The 17891-nt window shown below is 30.1% G+C and carries 23 protein-coding genes and 1 pseudogene; 8 read left to right on the top strand and 16 right to left on the bottom strand.

Annotation, left to right across the window (positions count from 1 at the left end):
- The 3 genes and pseudogenes from B3J26_RS04690 to recG all read right to left on the bottom strand — a co-directional run.
- Positions 1 to 1347: pseudogene (locus B3J26_RS04690) on the bottom strand (catalase); the annotation flags it as partial.
- 240 nt (positions 1348 to 1587) lie between these two features.
- On the bottom strand, positions 1588 to 1752 hold the full coding sequence (locus B3J26_RS04685; protein WP_181816300.1) for a hypothetical protein: 165 nt from the start codon (positions 1750 to 1752) through the stop codon (positions 1588 to 1590).
- Positions 1753 to 1931: 179 nt separating this feature from the next.
- A complete protein-coding gene (gene recG / locus B3J26_RS04680) occupies positions 1932 to 4037 on the bottom strand; it encodes an ATP-dependent DNA helicase RecG (protein ID WP_291073492.1) in 2106 nt (701 codons plus the stop codon).
- Positions 4038 to 4148: 111 nt separating this feature from the next.
- Here recG and B3J26_RS04675 point away from each other — a divergent pair, with 111 nt between their 5' ends.
- Both B3J26_RS04675 and B3J26_RS04670 read left to right on the top strand, forming a co-directional pair.
- Positions 4149 to 4742 carry a thioredoxin family protein gene (locus tag B3J26_RS04675; protein WP_115000253.1) on the top strand — a complete coding sequence of 198 codons (594 nt, stop codon included), beginning with the start codon at positions 4149 to 4151 and terminating at the stop codon, positions 4740 to 4742.
- A 70-nt stretch (positions 4743 to 4812) separates the two neighbouring features.
- Positions 4813 to 5373 carry a TlpA family protein disulfide reductase gene (locus B3J26_RS04670; RefSeq protein WP_291073490.1) on the top strand — a complete coding sequence of 187 codons (561 nt, stop codon included), beginning with the start codon at positions 4813 to 4815 and terminating at the stop codon, positions 5371 to 5373.
- 65 nt (positions 5374 to 5438) lie between these two features.
- Here the strand turns inward: B3J26_RS04670 and B3J26_RS04665 are convergent, their stop codons facing one another.
- From B3J26_RS04665 to B3J26_RS04650, 4 genes are all read right to left on the bottom strand, one after another.
- On the bottom strand, positions 5439 to 5825 hold the full coding sequence (locus B3J26_RS04665) for a DUF1697 domain-containing protein (protein WP_291073489.1): 387 nt from the start codon (positions 5823 to 5825) through the stop codon (positions 5439 to 5441).
- A gap of 135 nt (positions 5826 to 5960) precedes the next feature.
- Entirely contained in the window at positions 5961 to 6419 is a 459-nt protein-coding gene (locus B3J26_RS04660) for a lipocalin family protein (RefSeq protein WP_291062484.1), read from the bottom strand.
- Between the two features lie 385 nt (positions 6420 to 6804).
- Entirely contained in the window at positions 6805 to 7257 is a 453-nt protein-coding gene (locus B3J26_RS04655) for a hypothetical protein (RefSeq protein WP_291062482.1), read from the bottom strand.
- A 23-nt stretch (positions 7258 to 7280) separates the two neighbouring features.
- A complete protein-coding gene (locus tag B3J26_RS04650; RefSeq protein WP_291062480.1) occupies positions 7281 to 7763 on the bottom strand; it encodes a hypothetical protein in 483 nt (160 codons plus the stop codon).
- A 528-nt stretch (positions 7764 to 8291) separates the two neighbouring features.
- Here B3J26_RS04650 and B3J26_RS04645 point away from each other — a divergent pair.
- A complete protein-coding gene (locus B3J26_RS04645) occupies positions 8292 to 8636 on the top strand; it encodes a hypothetical protein (RefSeq protein WP_291073487.1) in 345 nt (114 codons plus the stop codon).
- 55 nt (positions 8637 to 8691) lie between these two features.
- On the opposite strand, the gene B3J26_RS04640 is transcribed toward B3J26_RS04645, so the two are convergent.
- Positions 8692 to 8913, bottom strand: a complete 222-nt coding sequence (locus B3J26_RS04640) for a heavy-metal-associated domain-containing protein (RefSeq protein WP_038335762.1) — start codon at positions 8911 to 8913, stop codon at positions 8692 to 8694.
- A 149-nt stretch (positions 8914 to 9062) separates the two neighbouring features.
- On the opposite strand from B3J26_RS04640, the gene B3J26_RS04635 reads away from it, so the two are divergent.
- Positions 9063 to 10385, top strand: coding sequence for a solute carrier family 23 protein (locus tag B3J26_RS04635; RefSeq protein ID WP_291073485.1), 1323 nt, complete (start codon positions 9063 to 9065; stop codon positions 10383 to 10385).
- Positions 10386 to 10503: 118 nt separating this feature from the next.
- Here the strand turns inward: B3J26_RS04635 and B3J26_RS04630 are convergent, their stop codons facing one another.
- Positions 10504 to 11553: a 2Fe-2S iron-sulfur cluster-binding protein gene (locus B3J26_RS04630; protein WP_125349352.1), complete on the bottom strand. Its 1050-nt coding sequence runs from the start codon at positions 11551 to 11553 to the stop codon at positions 10504 to 10506.
- Between the two features lie 99 nt (positions 11554 to 11652).
- Here B3J26_RS04630 and B3J26_RS04625 point away from each other — a divergent pair, with 99 nt between their 5' ends.
- Positions 11653 to 12018: a methylglyoxal synthase gene (locus B3J26_RS04625; protein WP_019973715.1), complete on the top strand. Its 366-nt coding sequence runs from the start codon at positions 11653 to 11655 to the stop codon at positions 12016 to 12018.
- Between the two features lie 182 nt (positions 12019 to 12200).
- On the opposite strand, the gene B3J26_RS04620 is transcribed toward B3J26_RS04625, so the two are convergent.
- From B3J26_RS04620 to B3J26_RS04605, 4 genes are all read right to left on the bottom strand, one after another.
- Positions 12201 to 12341 (bottom strand): hypothetical protein, encoded by a 141-nt coding sequence (locus tag B3J26_RS04620; RefSeq protein ID WP_291062477.1) that lies wholly within the window; start codon positions 12339 to 12341, stop codon positions 12201 to 12203.
- A gap of 211 nt (positions 12342 to 12552) precedes the next feature.
- Positions 12553 to 12984, bottom strand: a complete 432-nt coding sequence (locus B3J26_RS04615) for a hypothetical protein (protein WP_291073483.1) — start codon at positions 12982 to 12984, stop codon at positions 12553 to 12555.
- Positions 12985 to 13078: 94 nt separating this feature from the next.
- Complete coding sequence (locus tag B3J26_RS04610; protein ID WP_291073481.1) at positions 13079 to 13735, bottom strand: NAD(P)-dependent oxidoreductase; 657 nt, start codon at positions 13733 to 13735, stop codon at positions 13079 to 13081.
- A gap of 53 nt (positions 13736 to 13788) precedes the next feature.
- Positions 13789 to 14196 carry an RrF2 family transcriptional regulator gene (locus B3J26_RS04605; protein ID WP_291073479.1) on the bottom strand — a complete coding sequence of 136 codons (408 nt, stop codon included), beginning with the start codon at positions 14194 to 14196 and terminating at the stop codon, positions 13789 to 13791.
- A 108-nt stretch (positions 14197 to 14304) separates the two neighbouring features.
- Here B3J26_RS04605 and B3J26_RS04600 point away from each other — a divergent pair, with 108 nt between their 5' ends.
- From B3J26_RS04600 to B3J26_RS04590, 3 genes are all read left to right on the top strand, one after another.
- A complete protein-coding gene (locus tag B3J26_RS04600) occupies positions 14305 to 14880 on the top strand; it encodes a Crp/Fnr family transcriptional regulator (RefSeq protein ID WP_280051264.1) in 576 nt (191 codons plus the stop codon).
- Positions 14873 to 15472, top strand: coding sequence for a hypothetical protein (locus tag B3J26_RS04595; RefSeq protein ID WP_291073477.1), 600 nt, complete (start codon positions 14873 to 14875; stop codon positions 15470 to 15472). Before B3J26_RS04600 ends, B3J26_RS04595 begins: the two co-directional genes overlap by 8 nt.
- Before the next feature lie 80 nt (positions 15473 to 15552).
- Complete coding sequence (locus tag B3J26_RS04590) at positions 15553 to 16308, top strand: DUF4241 domain-containing protein (protein ID WP_038335748.1); 756 nt, start codon at positions 15553 to 15555, stop codon at positions 16306 to 16308.
- Positions 16309 to 16437: 129 nt separating this feature from the next.
- Here the strand turns inward: B3J26_RS04590 and B3J26_RS04585 are convergent, their stop codons facing one another.
- The 3 genes from B3J26_RS04585 to B3J26_RS04575 form a co-directional block, all read right to left on the bottom strand.
- On the bottom strand, positions 16438 to 16791 hold the full coding sequence (locus B3J26_RS04585; protein WP_291062469.1) for a LytR/AlgR family response regulator transcription factor: 354 nt from the start codon (positions 16789 to 16791) through the stop codon (positions 16438 to 16440).
- Positions 16722 to 16970 (bottom strand): LytR/AlgR family response regulator transcription factor, encoded by a 249-nt coding sequence (locus B3J26_RS04580; protein ID WP_291062467.1) that lies wholly within the window; start codon positions 16968 to 16970, stop codon positions 16722 to 16724. Before B3J26_RS04580 ends, B3J26_RS04585 begins: the two co-directional genes overlap by 70 nt.
- 731 nt (positions 16971 to 17701) lie before the next feature.
- On the bottom strand, positions 17702 to 17884 hold the full coding sequence (locus B3J26_RS04575) for a response regulator (protein WP_291073475.1): 183 nt from the start codon (positions 17882 to 17884) through the stop codon (positions 17702 to 17704).
- Positions 17885 to 17891: the final 7 nt, after the last annotated feature.

Below are 17891 nucleotides of genomic sequence, written 5' to 3'. Positions count from 1 at the left end.
TAACAAGGGGGAGATTACAAAATCTCCAGCTTGTACAAAGTTATTTTCCTTTATCAATGACATGCTGAGTTGTTATAGCTCCTGCAGGAAAAAAAGATTTTGAATATTTGAATTTTGCATTATCTACAACCTCAGGAAGATTAGTTGAAGGTTGATAATTTACATCACCTTTTTGCTCACGGATCGACATATATCCGTCTTGATTATATGTTTTTACACTTTTTTTAGTGCATTAACAGGAATTTGTTAGAAATTACCCGTTAAACGATGACGTTGCGTATCAGAATAGGAAAACATACGACCTTGTAACAATTTATCTTCAGAAGCTTCAATTCCTGGAACCAACGTAGCTGGAGCAAATGCTGCTTGTTCAACTTGTTGAAAATAATTCGTTGGATTCTCATTCAATGTCATTGTTCCAACTTTAACTAATTTTGCAACAGATTCTGGCCAAATTTTCGTTACATCAACAGGATTGAAATCTAATTTATCAAAATCTTCTCGTTTCAATAATTGAACATATAAATCCCATTTCGGAAAGTTTCCTTTCTCAATTTCATTACGCAAATCTAATGTTGCATGCTCAATTGCAGTCGATTGAATTTTATCCGCTTCTTCTTGCGTTAAATTTTTCGTTTCTTGTTGAGGAACCCATTTGTATTTCACATAAGTCACTTCACCTTTTGAATTTACCCATTTGTAAGCATGTACACCATTTCCTTCCATTTGACGAAAATTTGCTGGAATTCCGTAATCTGAAAACAACCACGTTAACATATGCGTAGATTCTGGCAAATTAGAGAAGAAATCAAATACACGATTTGGATCAGATGCGCCATTTGTTACAGGAGATGGCCTGAAAGCATGCACCATATCTGGGAATTTGATCGCATCTCGAATAAAGAAAACAGGTAAATTGTTTCCAACTAAATCGTAATTTCCTAGTTCTGTGTAAAATTTAACAGCAAATCCACGTGGATCACGATAAGTTTCTGGCGAACCTTGTTGATGCGTTACAGTTGAAAAACGTACAAATAATGGTGTTTTTTTACCAGCTGTTGACAAGAAATCAGCCATTGTCACATCAGAAAAATCTTTATCAGCTACAAATTCTCCGAAAGCTCCAGCTCCACGCGCATGAACAACACGTTCTGGAATACGTTCGCGATCAAATGCTGCTAATTTTTCAATTAAATGAATGTCCTCCAACAAAACTTGTCCGTTATTTCCGATTGTTTTAGAATTTTGATTATCTCCAACTGGAGCGCCTGTGTTTGTTGTTAATTGTTGGGCAAATCCAATCGTACAAAGGAATGCTAAACTTAATACTAAAATTCTTTTGATCATAATTATAGTTTTATTCTTTATTTATCATTTTAAGACAGAGCAAAACTAAATCGACTATAATTATAAATTAAATCTATAAAAATCTATTAGATAGAATTATTTTTTATAATAATTATAACCCAATCCTTAACAAGGAAGAAAAAGCTGATATATTATTTCGCAATAAATGAATATATAAAAATGATTAAGAATTTTAGAAATAAAAAAAACCGCTTATTTAGCGGTTTTGAGAGATATTATTTAATTTTTTCTAAATCGTTGAAAAGACATAGAAGGTTTAATTTTTATCGATTCATTAGCTATTAATACCATTAAATTCAAATGCTGATTGAACATCCATAGTGAATTTCCTTCAACCTCTACTCCTTGTGGAGTTCTGATAAGTTCTAAATTTGTGTACATCATAATCTATAATTTTTTGGTTGACGCTAATATTGTGTTAAAAATAATTTTTAATGTTAATTTCATTTAACACAACTGATAAAATTAAAAGTTTCTAATAAAATTCAGTGTTTTATATTTGTTTTTAAACAAACATAAATTATACCAAAAAATTATACAAATCGTTTCCTTAATGTTAAATTTTAAGAAATTTGACTCCATCCTACTTTATCTTTATGATTTTCAATAAAATATTTTTTTGTTGGTTCGTTAACTGGTAAAGAAAGTGTTGGATCTTGTGAAAGAATAGCTTCTACACATTTTCTTGCAGCATACAAAACCTCTTTGTCTTTCGCTAAATCAGCAATTTTAAGGTTGAGAACTCCACTTTGTTGCGTTCCCATCATATCACCAGGACCACGCAATTCCAAGTCAACTTCCGCTACCTGAAAACCATCATTAGTTTCACACATTGTCTGAATTCTACGTTTCGAAACTTCATTCAATTTTCCACCTGTCATCAAAATACAATACGATTGTTCCGCACCACGACCTACACGACCACGAAGCTGATGCAATTGAGAAAGACCAAAACGTTCAGAATTTTCAATAATCATCACCGACGCATTTGGGACATTTACACCAACTTCTATCACAGTTGTTGCCACCAAAATTTGGGTTTCATTATTTTTGAAACGATTCATTTCAAATTCTTTATCCGCAGGTTTTTGACGACCATGCACAATACTTATCGCATATTCTGGCAACGGAAAAGTACGAGAAATACTCTCGTAACCATCCATCAAATCTTTCAATTCTAACTTTGCTGATTCTTCAATTAGTGGATAAACCACATAAATTTGACGACCTTTCGCAATCTCATCTTTCATAAATTTGAAAACACTTAAACGATGCGCATCCGTTTTATGAAGCGTTTTAATTGGTTTTCGTCCTTTTGGCAATTCATCAATCACCGAAACATCCAAATCGCCATACATTGTCATCGAAAGTGTACGTGGAATTGGTGTGGCTGTCATCACTAAAATATGTGGTGGTAGTTTAGCTTTTCTCCAAAATTTAGCACGTTGAGCGACTCCAAAACGATGTTGTTCATCAATAATCGCTAATCCTAAATTCTGAAAAATCACATTATCTTCCAACAAAGCATGCGTCCCAATAATGATTTTAAGGTTTCCATTTTCAAGGTTTTCTAAAATAGGTTGACGTTTTTTCTTTGTCACTGAACCCGTTAATAATTCAACCGAAATATCCAAACCATTCAGCAATTCTGTAATGCTTTCGTAATGTTGTTGTGCAAGAATTTCGGTTGGCGCAATTAAAGCCGCCTGAAAACCATTGTCAACTGCAATCAATATCGTTAACAACGCAACCATCGTTTTTCCAGAACCAACATCACCTTGCAACAAACGATTCATTTGCGCAGGTTGACGAAGATCAAAACGAATTTCTTTTATCACTCTTTTTTGTGCATTTGTCAATTCAAAAGGTAAATATTCATTGTAAAATGTATTGAAATAACGACCAATTTCTGGAAAAGGATTACTTCTATTCTTTTGTTTATTGACTGCTTTTTGAGAGAGATTAGCAAGATTTAGAAAGAAAAATTCTTCAAATTTTAGACGTCGAATTGCCGCATTTAATTCTGTTACATCTTTTGGAAAATGAATTGCTTTTAAGGCTTCATTTCTTCCAACTAATTTATAATGATCGAGAACATTTAATGGTAAATTCTCAGGAATATCATTATTTTCAGCAAAAAGATTCATCATCATTTTCTGAAGAACACGATTCGTTATTCCTTTTTTTGTCAACTTTTCGGTACTTGGATAAACAGGAAATAATCCAAGCGGAATATTTTTAGCATCTTCAACTAATTCAATTTCAGGATGTGTGATACTGAAATTATTATTGAATACATTTGGTTTTCCGTAAATGACAACTTCTTTGAAAAGATCATTTCTCAATTTCTCCTTTTGCCAAGAAGAAACTTTGAACCAAACCAATTCTAAAGTTCCTGTCCCATCTTGAAATTTCCCAACCAAACGTTTTACTTTTCCTTGATTAATTTCTTCTAAACTAACAATTTTACCTTTCAATTGAATTTCGGCAGCTGTTGAAGAAATTTCAGAAATTTTATAGAATTTTGATTTATCAACATAACGAAAAGGAAAATGTTGTATCAAATCTTCGTATCTAAAAATTCTGAATTCACTTTGCAATGTTTTAGCACGCTCAGGTCCAGCACCTTTTAAATATTCTATTGTTTTTTTTAATGGATTTTGATACATTTTTCTACTTTCGAAAGTCGCAATTTACCAATTTTTAACGACAAACAATGTCATCATTGTTACAAAATAAGCTCGTAGAATTGCATTATATTTGTAACAAATTAGAATCAAATGAATTTAACAGAATACATCAACAAAGGTTTATCATACGAAGATTATATCACACGCGTTGAAGATGATTTGGAAAACGAAATCGAAAACGATGATCCGAAAGAATATGTACAATATTATGCTTTGGGATTGCAACGCATGAACAGAATTTTTAAAACATTCAGTTTAAATCCTGCTCAAGAAATACGCGTTAAATCAACTACAAATAATTTAAAATTATTAGTAATTACAGAAGGTTGGTGTGGAGATGCATCTCAAATTTTACCTGTTGTGGAGAAATTGGCAAATGCACTTCAAGTTTCGACGCATTATGTTTTACGTGATGAAAACATGGAGTTGATGGAAAAATACAAAACAAATGGTGCAGCTTCTATTCCGATTATTATTGGAGTGAATGATGAAAATGAAGAAGCTTTCCGTTTTGGTCCTCGTCCACAAGCTGGAATGGAAATGTTGGCGCGTTTCAAAAGTAATCCTGATACGTATTCGGCAGATGATTTTCACGAAGATTTACAAAAATATTACAACAATAATAAAGGTGAAGATATTGTAAATGAAATTTTAGATTTGATTGACGAAAACATCGGTAATTAATCATTTTTTTCAATTTGTTCAACTTGTTATTTGTTCGCATCTTTGTGTAAGATTTTATTGAAAAAGAAAAATGAAAGGAAATAAGCAAATTATTTTTGCCATCGTTGTAGTTGTCGCTTTAGTCGCTATTATGTTTACGCCAATCGGTACATTTTTTAAAAGTAAAATGGAAGACAATAGCCACGTTGCTGGTTCTGATATAGAATTAACAGAAAGTGATTATGACATTAATTTAATTGGTCATAACGGCGTAGCGAATACAAACTTGATTGATTTCAAGAAAAGTGGTGAAGTTATTTTCATAAATTTTTGGGGAAGCTGGTGTCCTCCTTGTGTTGCAGAAATGCCAACAATTCAGAAATTGTATGAAGCAAAAGGACAAAAAGTAAAATTTGTATTAATTGCAATTCAGGATAAACCAACAGTTTTCAATCCTTTTTTGCAAAAAAATAATTATACAATGCCAGTTTATGAGCCGAATAGTCCAATTTCGAACAATATGTTACCAAAGGTTTTTCCAACAACTTATATCTTAAATAAAAAAGGTGAAGTTGTGTTGAAAGAAACAAAAACGAGAGATTGGAACGATAAAGAAATTAATGATTTATTAGATAAATTAATCGCTGAATAATGTCATTCAAAAAGATAAAAAACCGTTATTAAATGATTAATAACGGTTTTTTTTATATCTGTAATTTAATTTTCTCTCATCAATGCCAATTGCAATAAAGCAGTTGATGTATTTTGATTACGTGTAGTAGCACTTACATTAAATAGATTTTCGAAAAAATTATTGGTCAATTTTGTTTTTCCGTAACCAGAAGGACAATACAAATAAACGACATCATCAGCAATAAAATATTGTTCATCTTCAGTTTTCGAATTTTCAACTTTTTCAGTATTTATTTCCTCAGGTTTATTGGCTAAAAATGTATAATGCAAAAACTCTTTATCGATGCTAAAATCCTTTAAGAATGGATTATTTTCGATGATGTTTTTTAATTTTTCGATGGTTAAAATCAAAATTGGAACTTCAAAAGATAAACTTTCTACAATTTTATCATGAATATAGTCTACCTTCATTTTATTAGAAACTATTTAATTCTAAACTAAATATAAGGGATAATTTCAAATTACAAGAATAAAAAAAGACCTAAATCCACATTAAATAAAAGGTATAAAATTAATAATTTGAAAATTATTATTATAAATATTTCTTTATTCTTGATGAGAAGTAAGTAAAGAAGTCAATTCATCAGCCAAATTAAGTTCCGTAAGTTTTAATTTGATTGCCGAAATTTGTTCTTCAGTTGGAATTTTATTTTTTATTAAAACGTCATAACCTTCAGCAGTCAAAAGGCTTTTATCAAAATAAATGATAAGCCACTCTAATTTTTCGTCAAAATAAATAATTTCCCAATTACTTTTAAAAACACTTTTTAATCCATTTCCTTGCCATCTGAATTTTGTATTTTCATCGTCTAAAGGTTCATCTTTCCCTAAAATGCTTTTTATATATCCGTTATGTAAATAGTTCACTTCGTCCCTTAAATAAAATTTACCTTCTTTTTCTTCTTTCATATATGTAAAAGTTGGTCTTATTTTATCCCCAGACAACCACATTTTAAAGTTCGTAAAAATAACATACCACGTTCCTTCTATTCTATCTAAATTCATTTATAATTTTTTAAACTTTTTGAATGAAAAAATCAAACCAAAAGGTAATTTTGATTGTTAATTATTAATTAAATGTTTAGGATTTAGAATTATATAATTAGCACAAATTACTTGCAATTAGTGATGGTTATTTGCTATAATTATTACCATTATAATTTTGTATTTAAATGTTGCTATTTGACATAATTTAATGATCTATAAACCTCCTTATTTACCAAAATTTTTAAATTATTTAATTAGTTTTATTTATATAGGAATCTATTAGAACAACAATAATTATCTATTTCAAGCAATTATGAAATTAAATGATGGAATTATTTGGAGTAATTTACATTACTTTTCTGTCTTTCGCTATTACAAGTTTCCTAAGGTTAGATGGGTAAAATTACGAATAAACTTTACGTTTAATAATTTTATTTCGTTTTCTTTTCTTAAAAATAATTCGAATTAGTCGATAACCATACGTTACCTTTTTATTTTTTGTGATAATTGGGAATGCCATTGTGCACATCAACGAAATGCAAGCTGTTGTACCTAACGCGCCTCCATAACCATTGAAAATTTTGCTCGTATAATGCAATAAAACTGCAAATAAAATTGGAGAGAAAACCAACGAAAAATAACTGATATTTATGGTTGATGATACCATTCCAATGAAAGTTCCACCGATTACATACAACGGAATATTTTTGGTATAAAACTCAGGTAAAATTGTTGGAAAGAAATAGAAAAATCCGCCAACAATCATCGCAATCATTGCAGAGGCTCGAACTGGTCCTTGCTTGAAACGAATGTTTAATTCATATGTTATTAATGAAGCTATTATTGAACACATCATTAATATTAAAAATTCAATAATCATTAGCCCGCAATTAATTTAAACAACAACATACTCAACAAAACGCCTATAAATGCTAATGTTCCTAGCTTTCCACCCACACCAACAAATAAAGATTTTGTAGCAAAAAATAACAAGGCAGTAAAAACTCCAGCCGAAATAATCATCCAATAAACATACTGAAAATCAAGCGAAGTCATCCCAATGAAAGCACCACAATAAATTGGTCCTGCAATTTGTTTTAGATATTCTGAACGAGAATTAAACTTCGTTAAAAAAGAACCTAAAGTTCCTATAATTCCTGCAGAAAAAACACCGCCTAAACCTAATTTATTATTGATCAAATATGTAATTATTGCTGCAATAGGAATCCATAAAACCAAAGTTTTACGATCAAAAGAATATTCGTGATGATGCAGTGGAAACTTGCGGTAAACCACAATCAAAAGTAAACAAATTGCAGCAATAATGTAAGGAACAAGATAATGTTCTATTCTTTCGTTCATTATCGAAAATAAAAACAGAAACTGAATTATAAAAATAATCAGTATCGTGACAAATTTTATGATGCGTTTGGTTTGCACAATTATTTTTTGAAGTTGCAAAGTTAGTGACTTGTTTTAACAAAATAGAATAATTTTTATCAGTAAAGTTGTAAAAATTTCTTAAACTTAAGAACAATATGAAAACACTAGAAAATTTGAAATTTCAACATCATTTAACAAAGAATCTATTGAATGATGAATTTTAACAATTCGTGAGTTTCCACAAAAAATTCAGAATGAAATCACCTCTCTTTCAGAACCTAAATTCGAACAATAATATCGTTCTGAAGGCTGCATCAACGTTGGGTTGTTTTGTTAAATTCTTTTGTTGAAAGCGATTGGGACAAAAAATTTCGTCATCAGTAAACAAATCAATTTATTGATTTAAAAACAAATCTTGCGATTTATGCTTGGCATTGCAGTCATCATTTGGCGCATGTACAACAATCTAAAAAAGTTAATGTATCTTTACGAAAGATTTTATAATCCATGAAATACATCAATTATTTTCTATTATTTTTATCTACAATCATTAGTGTTTTTCTGTTTTTTGTAAGCCCGAATCAAATTGAACTCGTTCCGAATAAAAATGAAGGTTATAAAGGTGAACAAATTATGCTCATTGAAAAATCGAACGATATACAGTTTGTGAAAAATATAGCTGAAACTTCGGTAGATAAATATGATGTAATGTACAATCAATTATCTGATTTTGCAGCAAAAATGAATACTTGGATTATTTTATTATTTATTCTTCAACTTGCTATGGGCGTACTTTTCTTTCTACAATTTCGAAAAAATAAAAAATCTCAAGTCAACACAAGATTAACTTGAGATTATATTGACTTAAACTATCACAAAAAATAAGTCATTCTACCTAAAAAAATATCTATTCCTCAATTAATTCAGCTGAAAAACCAACTTCCTCAATTGTATCAATAATTTCTTCGTCTGTTGCTTGATTAATTTTTACAGACAAAACTTTGTCTGGATTATCAGTATCAACTTCCCAAGCTTCTAAACCATCTAACTTATCTAAAAAAGGTTTCACTTTGCTCACGCAACCACTACAATTTATATTTGTTTTGAATTTTAATTCTTTTGTTTCCATAACTCTTTGATTTTTGTCTTACAAATTTCGATAGAATTGTTCCAAAACCATTTACAAGATTTCGCTAAATAGTTATATGATTTCTATACTTATTAATCGTTTTGAGCTACTTTTGCATTCAAACAAAACAATTTCAATTTCTTTTACAAATGAGTCAACAAAATGACCAAAATATTATCTTAGCGATCGACGAAAAACCGAAGTTAGGACAAGGTATATTATTAAGTATACAGCATCTTTTTGCAATGTTTGGTGCAACAGTTTTAGTTCCTGCTTTGACAGGAATGTCTCCAGCAATTGCATTAATTTCGAGTGGAATCGGAACTTTAGTTTTCATCTTAATTACACGAGGAAAAGTCCCTTCATATTTGGGATCTTCATTTGCTTTTATCAATCCAATTATCGCAATGAAAGCTTTAGAAACAAACCCAGAAAGTGGAATTGCGACAGGAAGTTTCTTGGTTGGTAGTTTTTTGGTAGGAGTTACTTATTCATTGGTCACACTATTTATAGCAACGGCAGGAACAAAATGGTTAATGAGACTTTTACCCCCTATTGTTGTTGGTCCAGTAATTATGGTAATTGGTCTGGGATTAGCTTCTACAGCAATCAAAATGGTGACAAATAATCCTTCTGGTGAATATGATTTAACCTATGTTATAATTGGTTTTGTTACCTTAATTATCACGATAATTACAGCAATTTTCAGTAAAGGTTTTTTGAGTGTAATTCCAGTTTTGGTCGGAATTATTGGTGGATATCTTTTTGCAATTACGATGGGAGTTGTCGACCTAAATCCTGTTATAGAAGCTAAATGGTTTATGATTCCAGATTTTACCATTCCTTTTGTAGATTACACACCAACTTTGTCTTGGTATGTTATTTTCTTAATGATTCCGGTCGCAATTGTACCAATCGCAGAACATATCGGACATCAATTAGTTTTGAGTAAAGTCGTGAACAAAGACTTAATCGAAGATCCAGGTCTTGATAAATCGATGTTAGGAGATGGTATTGCAACAATGATTGCAGCTTGTTTAGGTGGACCTCCAAACACAACGTATGGCGAGAATATTGGTGTTTTAGCTATTACAAGAGCTTTTAGTATTTATGTATTTATTGGAGCAGCTTGTTTTGCAATTTTATTTGGATTTTGTGGTAAAGTTTCAGCATTATTAAGTACAATTCCAACACCAGTTATGGGTGGCGTTTCTATTTTATTATTCGGAATTATTGCTTCGAGTGGTTTAAGAATGTTAATTGAAAATAAAGTTGATTTTAAGATTAAACGAAACCTAATCATTTCATCTGTTATCTTAATTATTGGAATCGGTGGTGCAGCAATTCACATTGGAGATTTATTTTCTTTAGAAGGAATGGCTTTGGCTTCTATAATTGGAGTTGCTTTAAATTTGATTCTTCCAGGAAGAGAATTTATCTCCTTTAAGGAAATGTTTGATGAAGAAAATTAAATAAAGATTTAGAAGTTAAAATTATATTTTCGATAGAATTTTAATTAAAAGTGAACATATATAAATCAAAAAGGCGAGCTGAATTCAGCTCGCCTTTTTGATTTAAAATATATTGTTCTTAAACTTCGTCAAAATCAATTGCTAAAGTAGCTGTTTTTGGACGAGAAATACACGCTAACGTCATTCCTTCTTCATAATCAGAATCTGTTAATACATAGTTGTCTCCGATATGCACTTCGCCTTCCGTTATCTTACACATACAAGACGAACAGACACCACCTTTACATGAATAAGGCGCATCAATACCAGCGTCTAACATTGTATCAATCAAATTTTTTCCTCTATCCCAAGTCACTTCAGAAGTTTCTCCATCAAGTGTTACAGTAACTTGAACCGTTTGAGGTCCTTCGTCATGTTTTGTAAAAATATCTTCTGTTTTCACTGAAGGATTAAACATTTCGAAATGAATATGTTTCTCGATAATTCCCGCTTCATTGATTTTCTTCGCTAAAGTCAAAATCATTTCTTCTGGTCCACAAACCATTGCTTCATCGACTTCATTGATATCAATAATTTGATTCAAAATTAAATCAAACTTCTTCTCATCAATTCGTCCGTTGTAAATAAAATTCTCTTGATCTTGACGCGTATAGAAATGATGAATAAAAACATTGTTTGGATATTTTTGTTTCAATTCTGTCAAACGCTCTTTGAACATGATTGAGTTTTCATCTCTATTTACATAAAAAATATGAAAATTTACCCATTCTTCAGTCTGCAAAGTAAACTCTAACATACTCATAATTGGCGTGATTCCACTACCCGCCGTAAAAGCTAATAACGTACGTTTTTCGTTTGGTTTTGTTGGAATTGTAAAACGTCCACTTGGTGTAGAAACTTCCAATTGATCACCAACTTTTAGTTCATTTGCTAAATAAGAAGAAATCTTTCCATTTGGTTGAGATTTAACCCCAATGCTCCATTTTTTATCATTAGGAGATTCACACAAAGAATAATCTCTTCGTTCTCCATTAATATTAAGAGTGATATATTGTCCAGGTAAAAAATTGTATTCTTCGTGTAATTCCTCAGGAACATCAAACGAAATTTGAACAGCATCAGCCGTTAATTTTACAATTTCTTTTACTGTTAATAAATTAAATTTCATAGTCGTATACTATTTATAATTCTTAAAACAACTCGTTATTTAAGATTGTTCTGCTAACTTTGTACAAAAGTAAGATTTTAGATTAAATAGAAAAAATATATGGAAATAGCATTGATCGCTCATGATGGAAAAAAAGCTGAAATGGTCAATTTTTTAATGAAACATAAAGAAGCTTTAAATAAAAATAATATCACATTTATCGCAACTGGAACGACAGGAAAATATGCGGAGCAAACTGGCTTGAAAGTTACACGCTATCTATCTGGTCCTCTTGGTGGTGACGCACAAATTGCCGCTCGTGTTGTGGAAGGAAAAACAGATATGGTTTTCTTTTTTAGAGATCCAATGGGGAAACATCCGCACGAACCCGACGTAAATATGTTACTGAGACTGTGCGATGTACACAATATTCCATTAGCAACAAACCCAGCTACAGCAGAAATGTTATTGGATCATTTGAAATAATTATTCTTAAGCTAATCTTAAGTTTATTTTGGTTGTTTTGGTGGATAATTTATTTAATATTGAATAGAAATTTTAACTGAATATAAATAACAATTCAAAACCAAATTACAATGAATTTAATTAAAAAAAACAGCTATCGCGCTTAGCTTATTTGCATTTACTAGATCTACTGTAGGATTTGCTCAAACTAAAATTCCAACTAAGACTGCTAAAACAGAAATTGCAAAAACAAAGGCTACAACTGATAAAAAAGTAACAGAAACAAAAAAGGATGTAAAAGCAACTACAACTAAGAAAACTGATGCAACTGCTAAAACAGTCAATGATAAAAAAGTAGCTTCAGAAAAAAAAGAAACAAAAACAACTGTAGCTAAAACAACAACTGCGGGGACTTACAATGGGCACAAAGTTTTTGTAGGGCCAAAAGGTGGAAAATACTATATCAACGACAACGGAAATAAAACGTATATCAAACAATAGTTTTTATTCCTAATAAAAATAATAAAGGCTGTCCTAACAAATAAGACAGCCTTTTTAAATTACATTTTTATAATAAATATTTTCTGGATTTTGAGGATCTATTAAGATGTCTACATCTTTTCCTTTTTTTAAAATCTCACTTGCGTTAACATCTCCAAAATATTCAAATTCTGTATAATAAATTTTTTCAGTATTTGGATGTTTATAAAAAACTTCAACTATATAGTCTGGCAAATGATTTTCTCCTAATAAACCTCTTTTTATTTCAATAATATGTGCTTTTACTTTTACTCCTTTATTTAATAATCTTGAATGATTTAGGTAGTCAAATAAATTGACAAAACCTAAATATCCCATAAACAAACTACAGAACAGAAAAACTACTCCAAGCAGTTGATTAAAAAATACACCAAGATTTAGAAAAGAGCATATTAGAACAAATCCTAAACTTAGGATTAAACATCCTATTGCGATTGACAATTTCATTATTCTTGTATTTGCTATCTGTTTTTCACAAACCGTACCAAAAACAAAAAATTGTCCTATAAAAATAATTTTATTATAAATTTATTCAAACATCTTAATAAGCTGCTGTAAATCTGCTTTTTATATGATTGGCATTTTCAATTTCATCTACAATCACCACTGCAACATCTTCCACAGACAAAATACTACGTCCTTCTGCATTGAAAACTGGTACATCATTTCCTAAACGATATGTTCCTTTTCGCTCTCCAGAAGTACCTTGATGCATTTCTGGTGCTGGAGAAAACATTGTCCAATCCAACTCATTATCTTGTTTCAAGATATTATAATAATCTCTCGCTGCCAAAGCGCCTTGCTTTATTTGTTCAGGAAAATCTGGCGCGTCTACAATTTGTAATTCTTTTTGATCATTCACATACAAACTTCCCGCTCCACCAATAACAATCAAACGTTTTACGCCTGCCAATTTAGTTGCTTCTTCAATAGCTTTTGCGCCTTTCAAATAATCTTCATAAATATTTGGATTCGTCCAACCAGCATTAAAAGCACTTACAACCACATCAGCACCTTTCAAATCTGTCGCCAAAGCTTGCACATCATTTACATCTAACGCCACTTTTGCTACATTTTTACTATCTAAAACCTTGTCTGTATTTCTAGCAAATGCTTTGATAGATTGATTTCTATTTACCAATTCTTCTACGATATGTGAGCCTACAAAACCTGTTGCTCCAATTACTGCTACTCTCATTTTATTTAATTTTATATTGTAATTAATTTTGTTACATTTAAAGATAAAAAATTTTACTGAAATTCATCAGAGAATTGTTTTAAAGTTTTATGATTTAATGAATGAATCAATTCTGATTCAGCATGATCAAATAATTTTTCAAGATTGTTATTCATTTGTTTACCAACTGGACATTCAGGATTGGTATGATTCATTCGCCCAAAAACATTTTCTTGATTGACAATTTTATAGACATCGCCTAACAAAATATCAGCAGAATCTTTAACTAAATAAATTCCTCCTTCTTTACCTTTTTTCGAATCGATGAAACCTGCTTCTTTCAAGAATTTAATCTCACGACGAACCACAACAGGATTCACATTAATACTTCCCGCAATAAAATCAGAAGTTATTAATTGTCCCTTGAATTTTTCAGTCAAAACTAAAATATGAATCGCCGTTGCAAATCTTAAATTATTCATTTCTCTATATCGATGGGACAAATTTAGTACAAATTTTTTAATTGTAACAAATATTGATACAATTTTATTGATTAATTTCTCTTAAATTTGTTGCATACTCCTATACATATGGAAAATTATAAAAAACATTTATCAAATATTATTGATCTCACAGAAGAACAATGGGTAGAAATTGAAAAATTTTTGGTAGTAAAACACATCAAAAAAAATGAATTTATTTTAGAACCTGGCGAATATTCCGAAGATTATTTTTTTGTAGAATCTGGCGTTATTCGTTCTTATACAATAGATGAAAACGGAAAAGAACATGTTTTACAATTTGGTACAGAAAATTGGATTGTAAGTGATAGAAATAGTGCTTTTTGTAAGCAACAATCAAAATTTTATATTCAAGCAATAGAAGATTCTACCGTTATTTTATTGAATGAAAAATTGAATGATTTAATCACTCGATTAAATCCAAATTATTTAGCTGCTCAAAATAAATTAATTCAAAATCATGTACGTAGTTTACAAGATCGTATTAATTTGTTACTTGGTGCATCTGCAAAGACTCGTTATTTAGAATTTATGCGTCTTTATCCCAACCAACTCTCTCGCATACCGCAATGGATGATCGCTTCATATTTAGGCATCACACCCGAAAGTTTAAGTAGAGTTCGTAAAGAAATAGCACATGGATAGTTATAGTTTTGAAATTTTTGTACCAGAAAAACCTAAAAAAAATAATAAACAGATTGCAAAAGTCATCTTATCATTCTTAGCGGTTACTGTAATTAGTTTTGTGTTTTTGGAACTGAAAGTGTTCAAAAATCAAACGTATTATTACATTTTTATTGGGCTTTTAGCAACAGCTGTTGCTTATTGGAATGGTTATTTTAAGCGACCTTCGGCAGAATTGAAAGGTAATTTTGATGGAAAATTGACATTTACAAAAGATACAATTTCTTTAAAGGATCAAACTTTTTCAATCAACGATTTGTTTTCTATTGTCATTGATAATAAAGATTACAAAGGAAAAGCTGTAAAGGAATTTGGTGAGTTCGAAAATCCAGAAGGTTCGCACGGAATTAGTAATTTGATTACATTAAAAACAAAAGACAATCAATTTATTGAGGCTTATTTTTTACAAAAATCGTTAAATGAATTTTCTAAAATCGAATCATTTTTAATTCAATATTACAAAAACAATTTACTTTCTGAAGATGATTTAATTTCGATCATGCATTTAGAATATGATATTGATAAGAACGAATTGAGAAAAAAATTAAGATAATTTAATTTTTCACTAACATATAAAAGTTGAGTTACTCTCATTATTTAATGTAATTTTGTACTACTTAAAAACAATAATTTATGCAACCAACAGCAGAATGGTTAAAAACTTGGGAATCTAAAAGAGAATTCACTTTAGCTCCTAATGATTTAGAAAAATATTTTACAGATAAAGAAATTGGAGGTGTAGAAATCGACCAAATCGAAATGGGAGAAGTTTCTTTACCATCAGGTAAAATCTTTGTAAATGATCCTTTGGGAGAATATTTATCAATGGATAAAGATCCTTATTTCCTTGAAACGCCAAAAGGTAATTTTCCTGTAACTGCAAGCATCGTAAAATTTGAAGACGATGGTGATGTTGAGAATTTGATTGGTTGTATCAAAGTTGCTTTTACAAACGAAAAACCTGTTCGTTACGAAGAAGCAATGAAAGGAATTGAGTTGATTGACGAATTACAAGAAGGAGAATATTTTGGTTTTTCTATCGAAAGTGGTTTAGCAACGATAGTTGATGCAGAAGCAAAAGATTCTTTTGTGAAATTTATTGATGAATTCGAGAGCAAAGGTGATGTAAATTTATACGATGATTATTTTAATGCATTATTCGTAGAAAACGCTAAAAATAACCCAAAATATCAGTCAGAAGAAGGAGATTGGATCAATTGGACAATTCCAAATACAGAATTCAAATCGCCAATTTTTCAAGCTGGTTTTGGAGAAGGAATCTACCCTGCTTACTTTGGTTATAATGAAAAAGGAGAAATTGTTGCATTTTATATTCAATTCATCGATGCTGAATTAGAAGATTCAGAAGATGATGATGAATGGTTGTAATTAATTTTTCGATCAAATAATATTTTAAAATCTCACAAATGTGAGATTTTTTTATCGATTCATCCAATCCATCTAACTATAAATCTGCGTTTTGCTGATAAAAATAGCTTGTTCAGCTTCTGATTTTGGTTAAAGATGAATTTCAATTTTTTGACTTGAATGTTTTATTATTTCAGTAATTGCATCAATGTGAACAATAAACTTTCGATTGATTTTGAAGAAAATAGTCTCATCCAATTTATTTATAATATCCTTTATTGTGTCATCATAAATACAGGTTAGCTCATCTTTCGTTTTTATAAAAAGATGTTTTCCCGAAGCAAAAAAATAATCAATTTCATGTTCTTCAACTGAGCGTAATTTATTACCATTTGTCACTAAAAAACGATACATAATATCGGACGGAGAATTCTCTAAAACTGCAATAGATTGTAAAGTTGGTAAAATAACGAAGCTTGTACGAATCGTTTTAAATTTTTGCAAAGCAACATGCAATTCCTCAATCCCTCTACTTCAAACGGTTTAAGAATATAATCTATCGTAAAATGATTGAATACCTTCATAGCATGTTCATCATAAGCTGTGATAAAAATAATTGGCGTTAGTATCTCAACTTCTTGAAACATTTCGAAACTTTTTCCATCTCCCAAATCAATATCCATAAAAATAAGATCAACCGAATTTTCTTTAAAAAAAGCCTTGCTTTCTTTGTAGTACGCAAAATTGTAATGGAAGAAACATCTATAATAGACTGTTTCTCTAAAAGATTCTTTAGATAAGTAACCGCCAATAATTCGTCCTCTACAATTGTAATTTTCATGAATGAAAGATTATAAAAAACCATCTCAATGATGAATAAAGACGGTCTAAAAATTTTATAAATAAGGATTATTGAGCTTAGCTGCTTGTGGGATTTCTATTGTATAACTAACATCATTTTCTTGTAAAATATACTCTTTACCTGAACAAACAATCAAAATAATGACTGAATAAAGCGCTAATCGGTGTTATAATTTCATAAGTTAGACATTAAACAGATGACCAACACCTTTTAGTCTATGGATATATTTCGTACAATTTTTCTCGATTTTATTATGCGAATTCGAAATGTAAACATCCAAAACATTGGTGTGAATATCAAATTTTATTCCCTAAACTGCATTTAAAAATTTGTAAGTCATCAAAATCAATTTATTTTCAGATTTTTTTTTGAACTAAACTGATTACCAAGCTTTAAAACTTTGATTCCCGATAACAATTCGTCGAAATGAAATGGTTTTGTAATGTAATCATCTGTACCATAATCAAAAGCCGAAACTTTATGTTGAACTGTATATAATGCACTAAATATCAAAATTGGAGCGAATATTTTTTTAACGAATTGTTTGAAAAGCTAAATTCCATCCATTTTTGGCAACATAATGTCACAAATAATCAAATCAAACTGAATCGTAAGAAATTCATCTAAAACAGTTTCCGCATCTTTACAAAGCGTAACCAAATGTCCATTTTCTTCTAATCCTTTGATTAAAAAATCGCTAATTCGCTTATCATCTTCGATTACTAAAATTTGCATATACTTT

This window comes from Empedobacter sp. UBA5987 (assembly GCF_002429865.1).
Classification (GTDB): domain Bacteria; phylum Bacteroidota; class Bacteroidia; order Flavobacteriales; family Weeksellaceae; genus Empedobacter; species Empedobacter falsenii_B.
Note: the sequence above shows the minus strand (reverse complement) of the source record. Positions and strands in the feature narration are given on the sequence as shown.

What these genes read in the sequence shown, in the direction of transcription:
- B3J26_RS04670 (WP_291073490.1), top strand. Translation starts at nt 4,813, where the DNA reads ATGAAAGGAAATAAGCAAATTATTTTTGCCATCGTTGTAGTTGTCGCT.
- B3J26_RS04600 (WP_280051264.1), top strand. Translation starts at nt 14,305, where the DNA reads ATGGAAAATTATAAAAAACATTTATCAAATATTATTGATCTCACAGAA.
- B3J26_RS04625 (WP_019973715.1), top strand. Translation starts at nt 11,653, where the DNA reads ATGGAAATAGCATTGATCGCTCATGATGGAAAAAAAGCTGAAATGGTC.
- B3J26_RS04660 (WP_291062484.1), bottom strand. Translation starts at nt 6,419, where the DNA reads ATGAATTTAGATAGAATAGAAGGAACGTGGTATGTTATTTTTACGAAC.
- B3J26_RS04605 (WP_291073479.1), bottom strand. Translation starts at nt 14,196, where the DNA reads ATGAATAATTTAAGATTTGCAACGGCGATTCATATTTTAGTTTTGACT.
- B3J26_RS04655 (WP_291062482.1), bottom strand. Translation starts at nt 7,257, where the DNA reads ATGATGTGTTCAATAATAGCTTCATTAATAACATATGAATTAAACATT.
- B3J26_RS04590 (WP_038335748.1), top strand. Translation starts at nt 15,553, where the DNA reads ATGCAACCAACAGCAGAATGGTTAAAAACTTGGGAATCTAAAAGAGAA.
- B3J26_RS04580 (WP_291062467.1), bottom strand. Translation starts at nt 16,970, where the DNA reads ATGGATATTGATTTGGGAGATGGAAAAAGTTTCGAAATGTTTCAAGAA.
- B3J26_RS04610 (WP_291073481.1), bottom strand. Translation starts at nt 13,735, where the DNA reads ATGAGAGTAGCAGTAATTGGAGCAACAGGTTTTGTAGGCTCACATATC.
- B3J26_RS04640 (WP_038335762.1), bottom strand. Translation starts at nt 8,913, where the DNA reads ATGGAAACAAAAGAATTAAAATTCAAAACAAATATAAATTGTAGTGGT.
- B3J26_RS04675 (WP_115000253.1), top strand. Translation starts at nt 4,149, where the DNA reads ATGAATTTAACAGAATACATCAACAAAGGTTTATCATACGAAGATTAT.
- B3J26_RS04595 (WP_291073477.1), top strand. Translation starts at nt 14,873, where the DNA reads ATGGATAGTTATAGTTTTGAAATTTTTGTACCAGAAAAACCTAAAAAA.
- B3J26_RS04630 (WP_125349352.1), bottom strand. Translation starts at nt 11,553, where the DNA reads ATGAAATTTAATTTATTAACAGTAAAAGAAATTGTAAAATTAACGGCT.
- B3J26_RS04650 (WP_291062480.1), bottom strand. Translation starts at nt 7,763, where the DNA reads ATGAACGAAAGAATAGAACATTATCTTGTTCCTTACATTATTGCTGCA.
- B3J26_RS04575 (WP_291073475.1), bottom strand. Translation starts at nt 17,884, where the DNA reads ATGCAAATTTTAGTAATCGAAGATGATAAGCGAATTAGCGATTTTTTA.
- B3J26_RS04685 (WP_181816300.1), bottom strand. Translation starts at nt 1,752, where the DNA reads ATGATGTACACAAATTTAGAACTTATCAGAACTCCACAAGGAGTAGAG.
- B3J26_RS04635 (WP_291073485.1), top strand. Translation starts at nt 9,063, where the DNA reads ATGAGTCAACAAAATGACCAAAATATTATCTTAGCGATCGACGAAAAA.
- B3J26_RS04645 (WP_291073487.1), top strand. Translation starts at nt 8,292, where the DNA reads ATGAAATACATCAATTATTTTCTATTATTTTTATCTACAATCATTAGT.
- recG (WP_291073492.1), bottom strand. Translation starts at nt 4,037, where the DNA reads ATGTATCAAAATCCATTAAAAAAAACAATAGAATATTTAAAAGGTGCT.
- B3J26_RS04615 (WP_291073483.1), bottom strand. Translation starts at nt 12,984, where the DNA reads ATGAAATTGTCAATCGCAATAGGATGTTTAATCCTAAGTTTAGGATTT.
- B3J26_RS04665 (WP_291073489.1), bottom strand. Translation starts at nt 5,825, where the DNA reads ATGAAGGTAGACTATATTCATGATAAAATTGTAGAAAGTTTATCTTTT.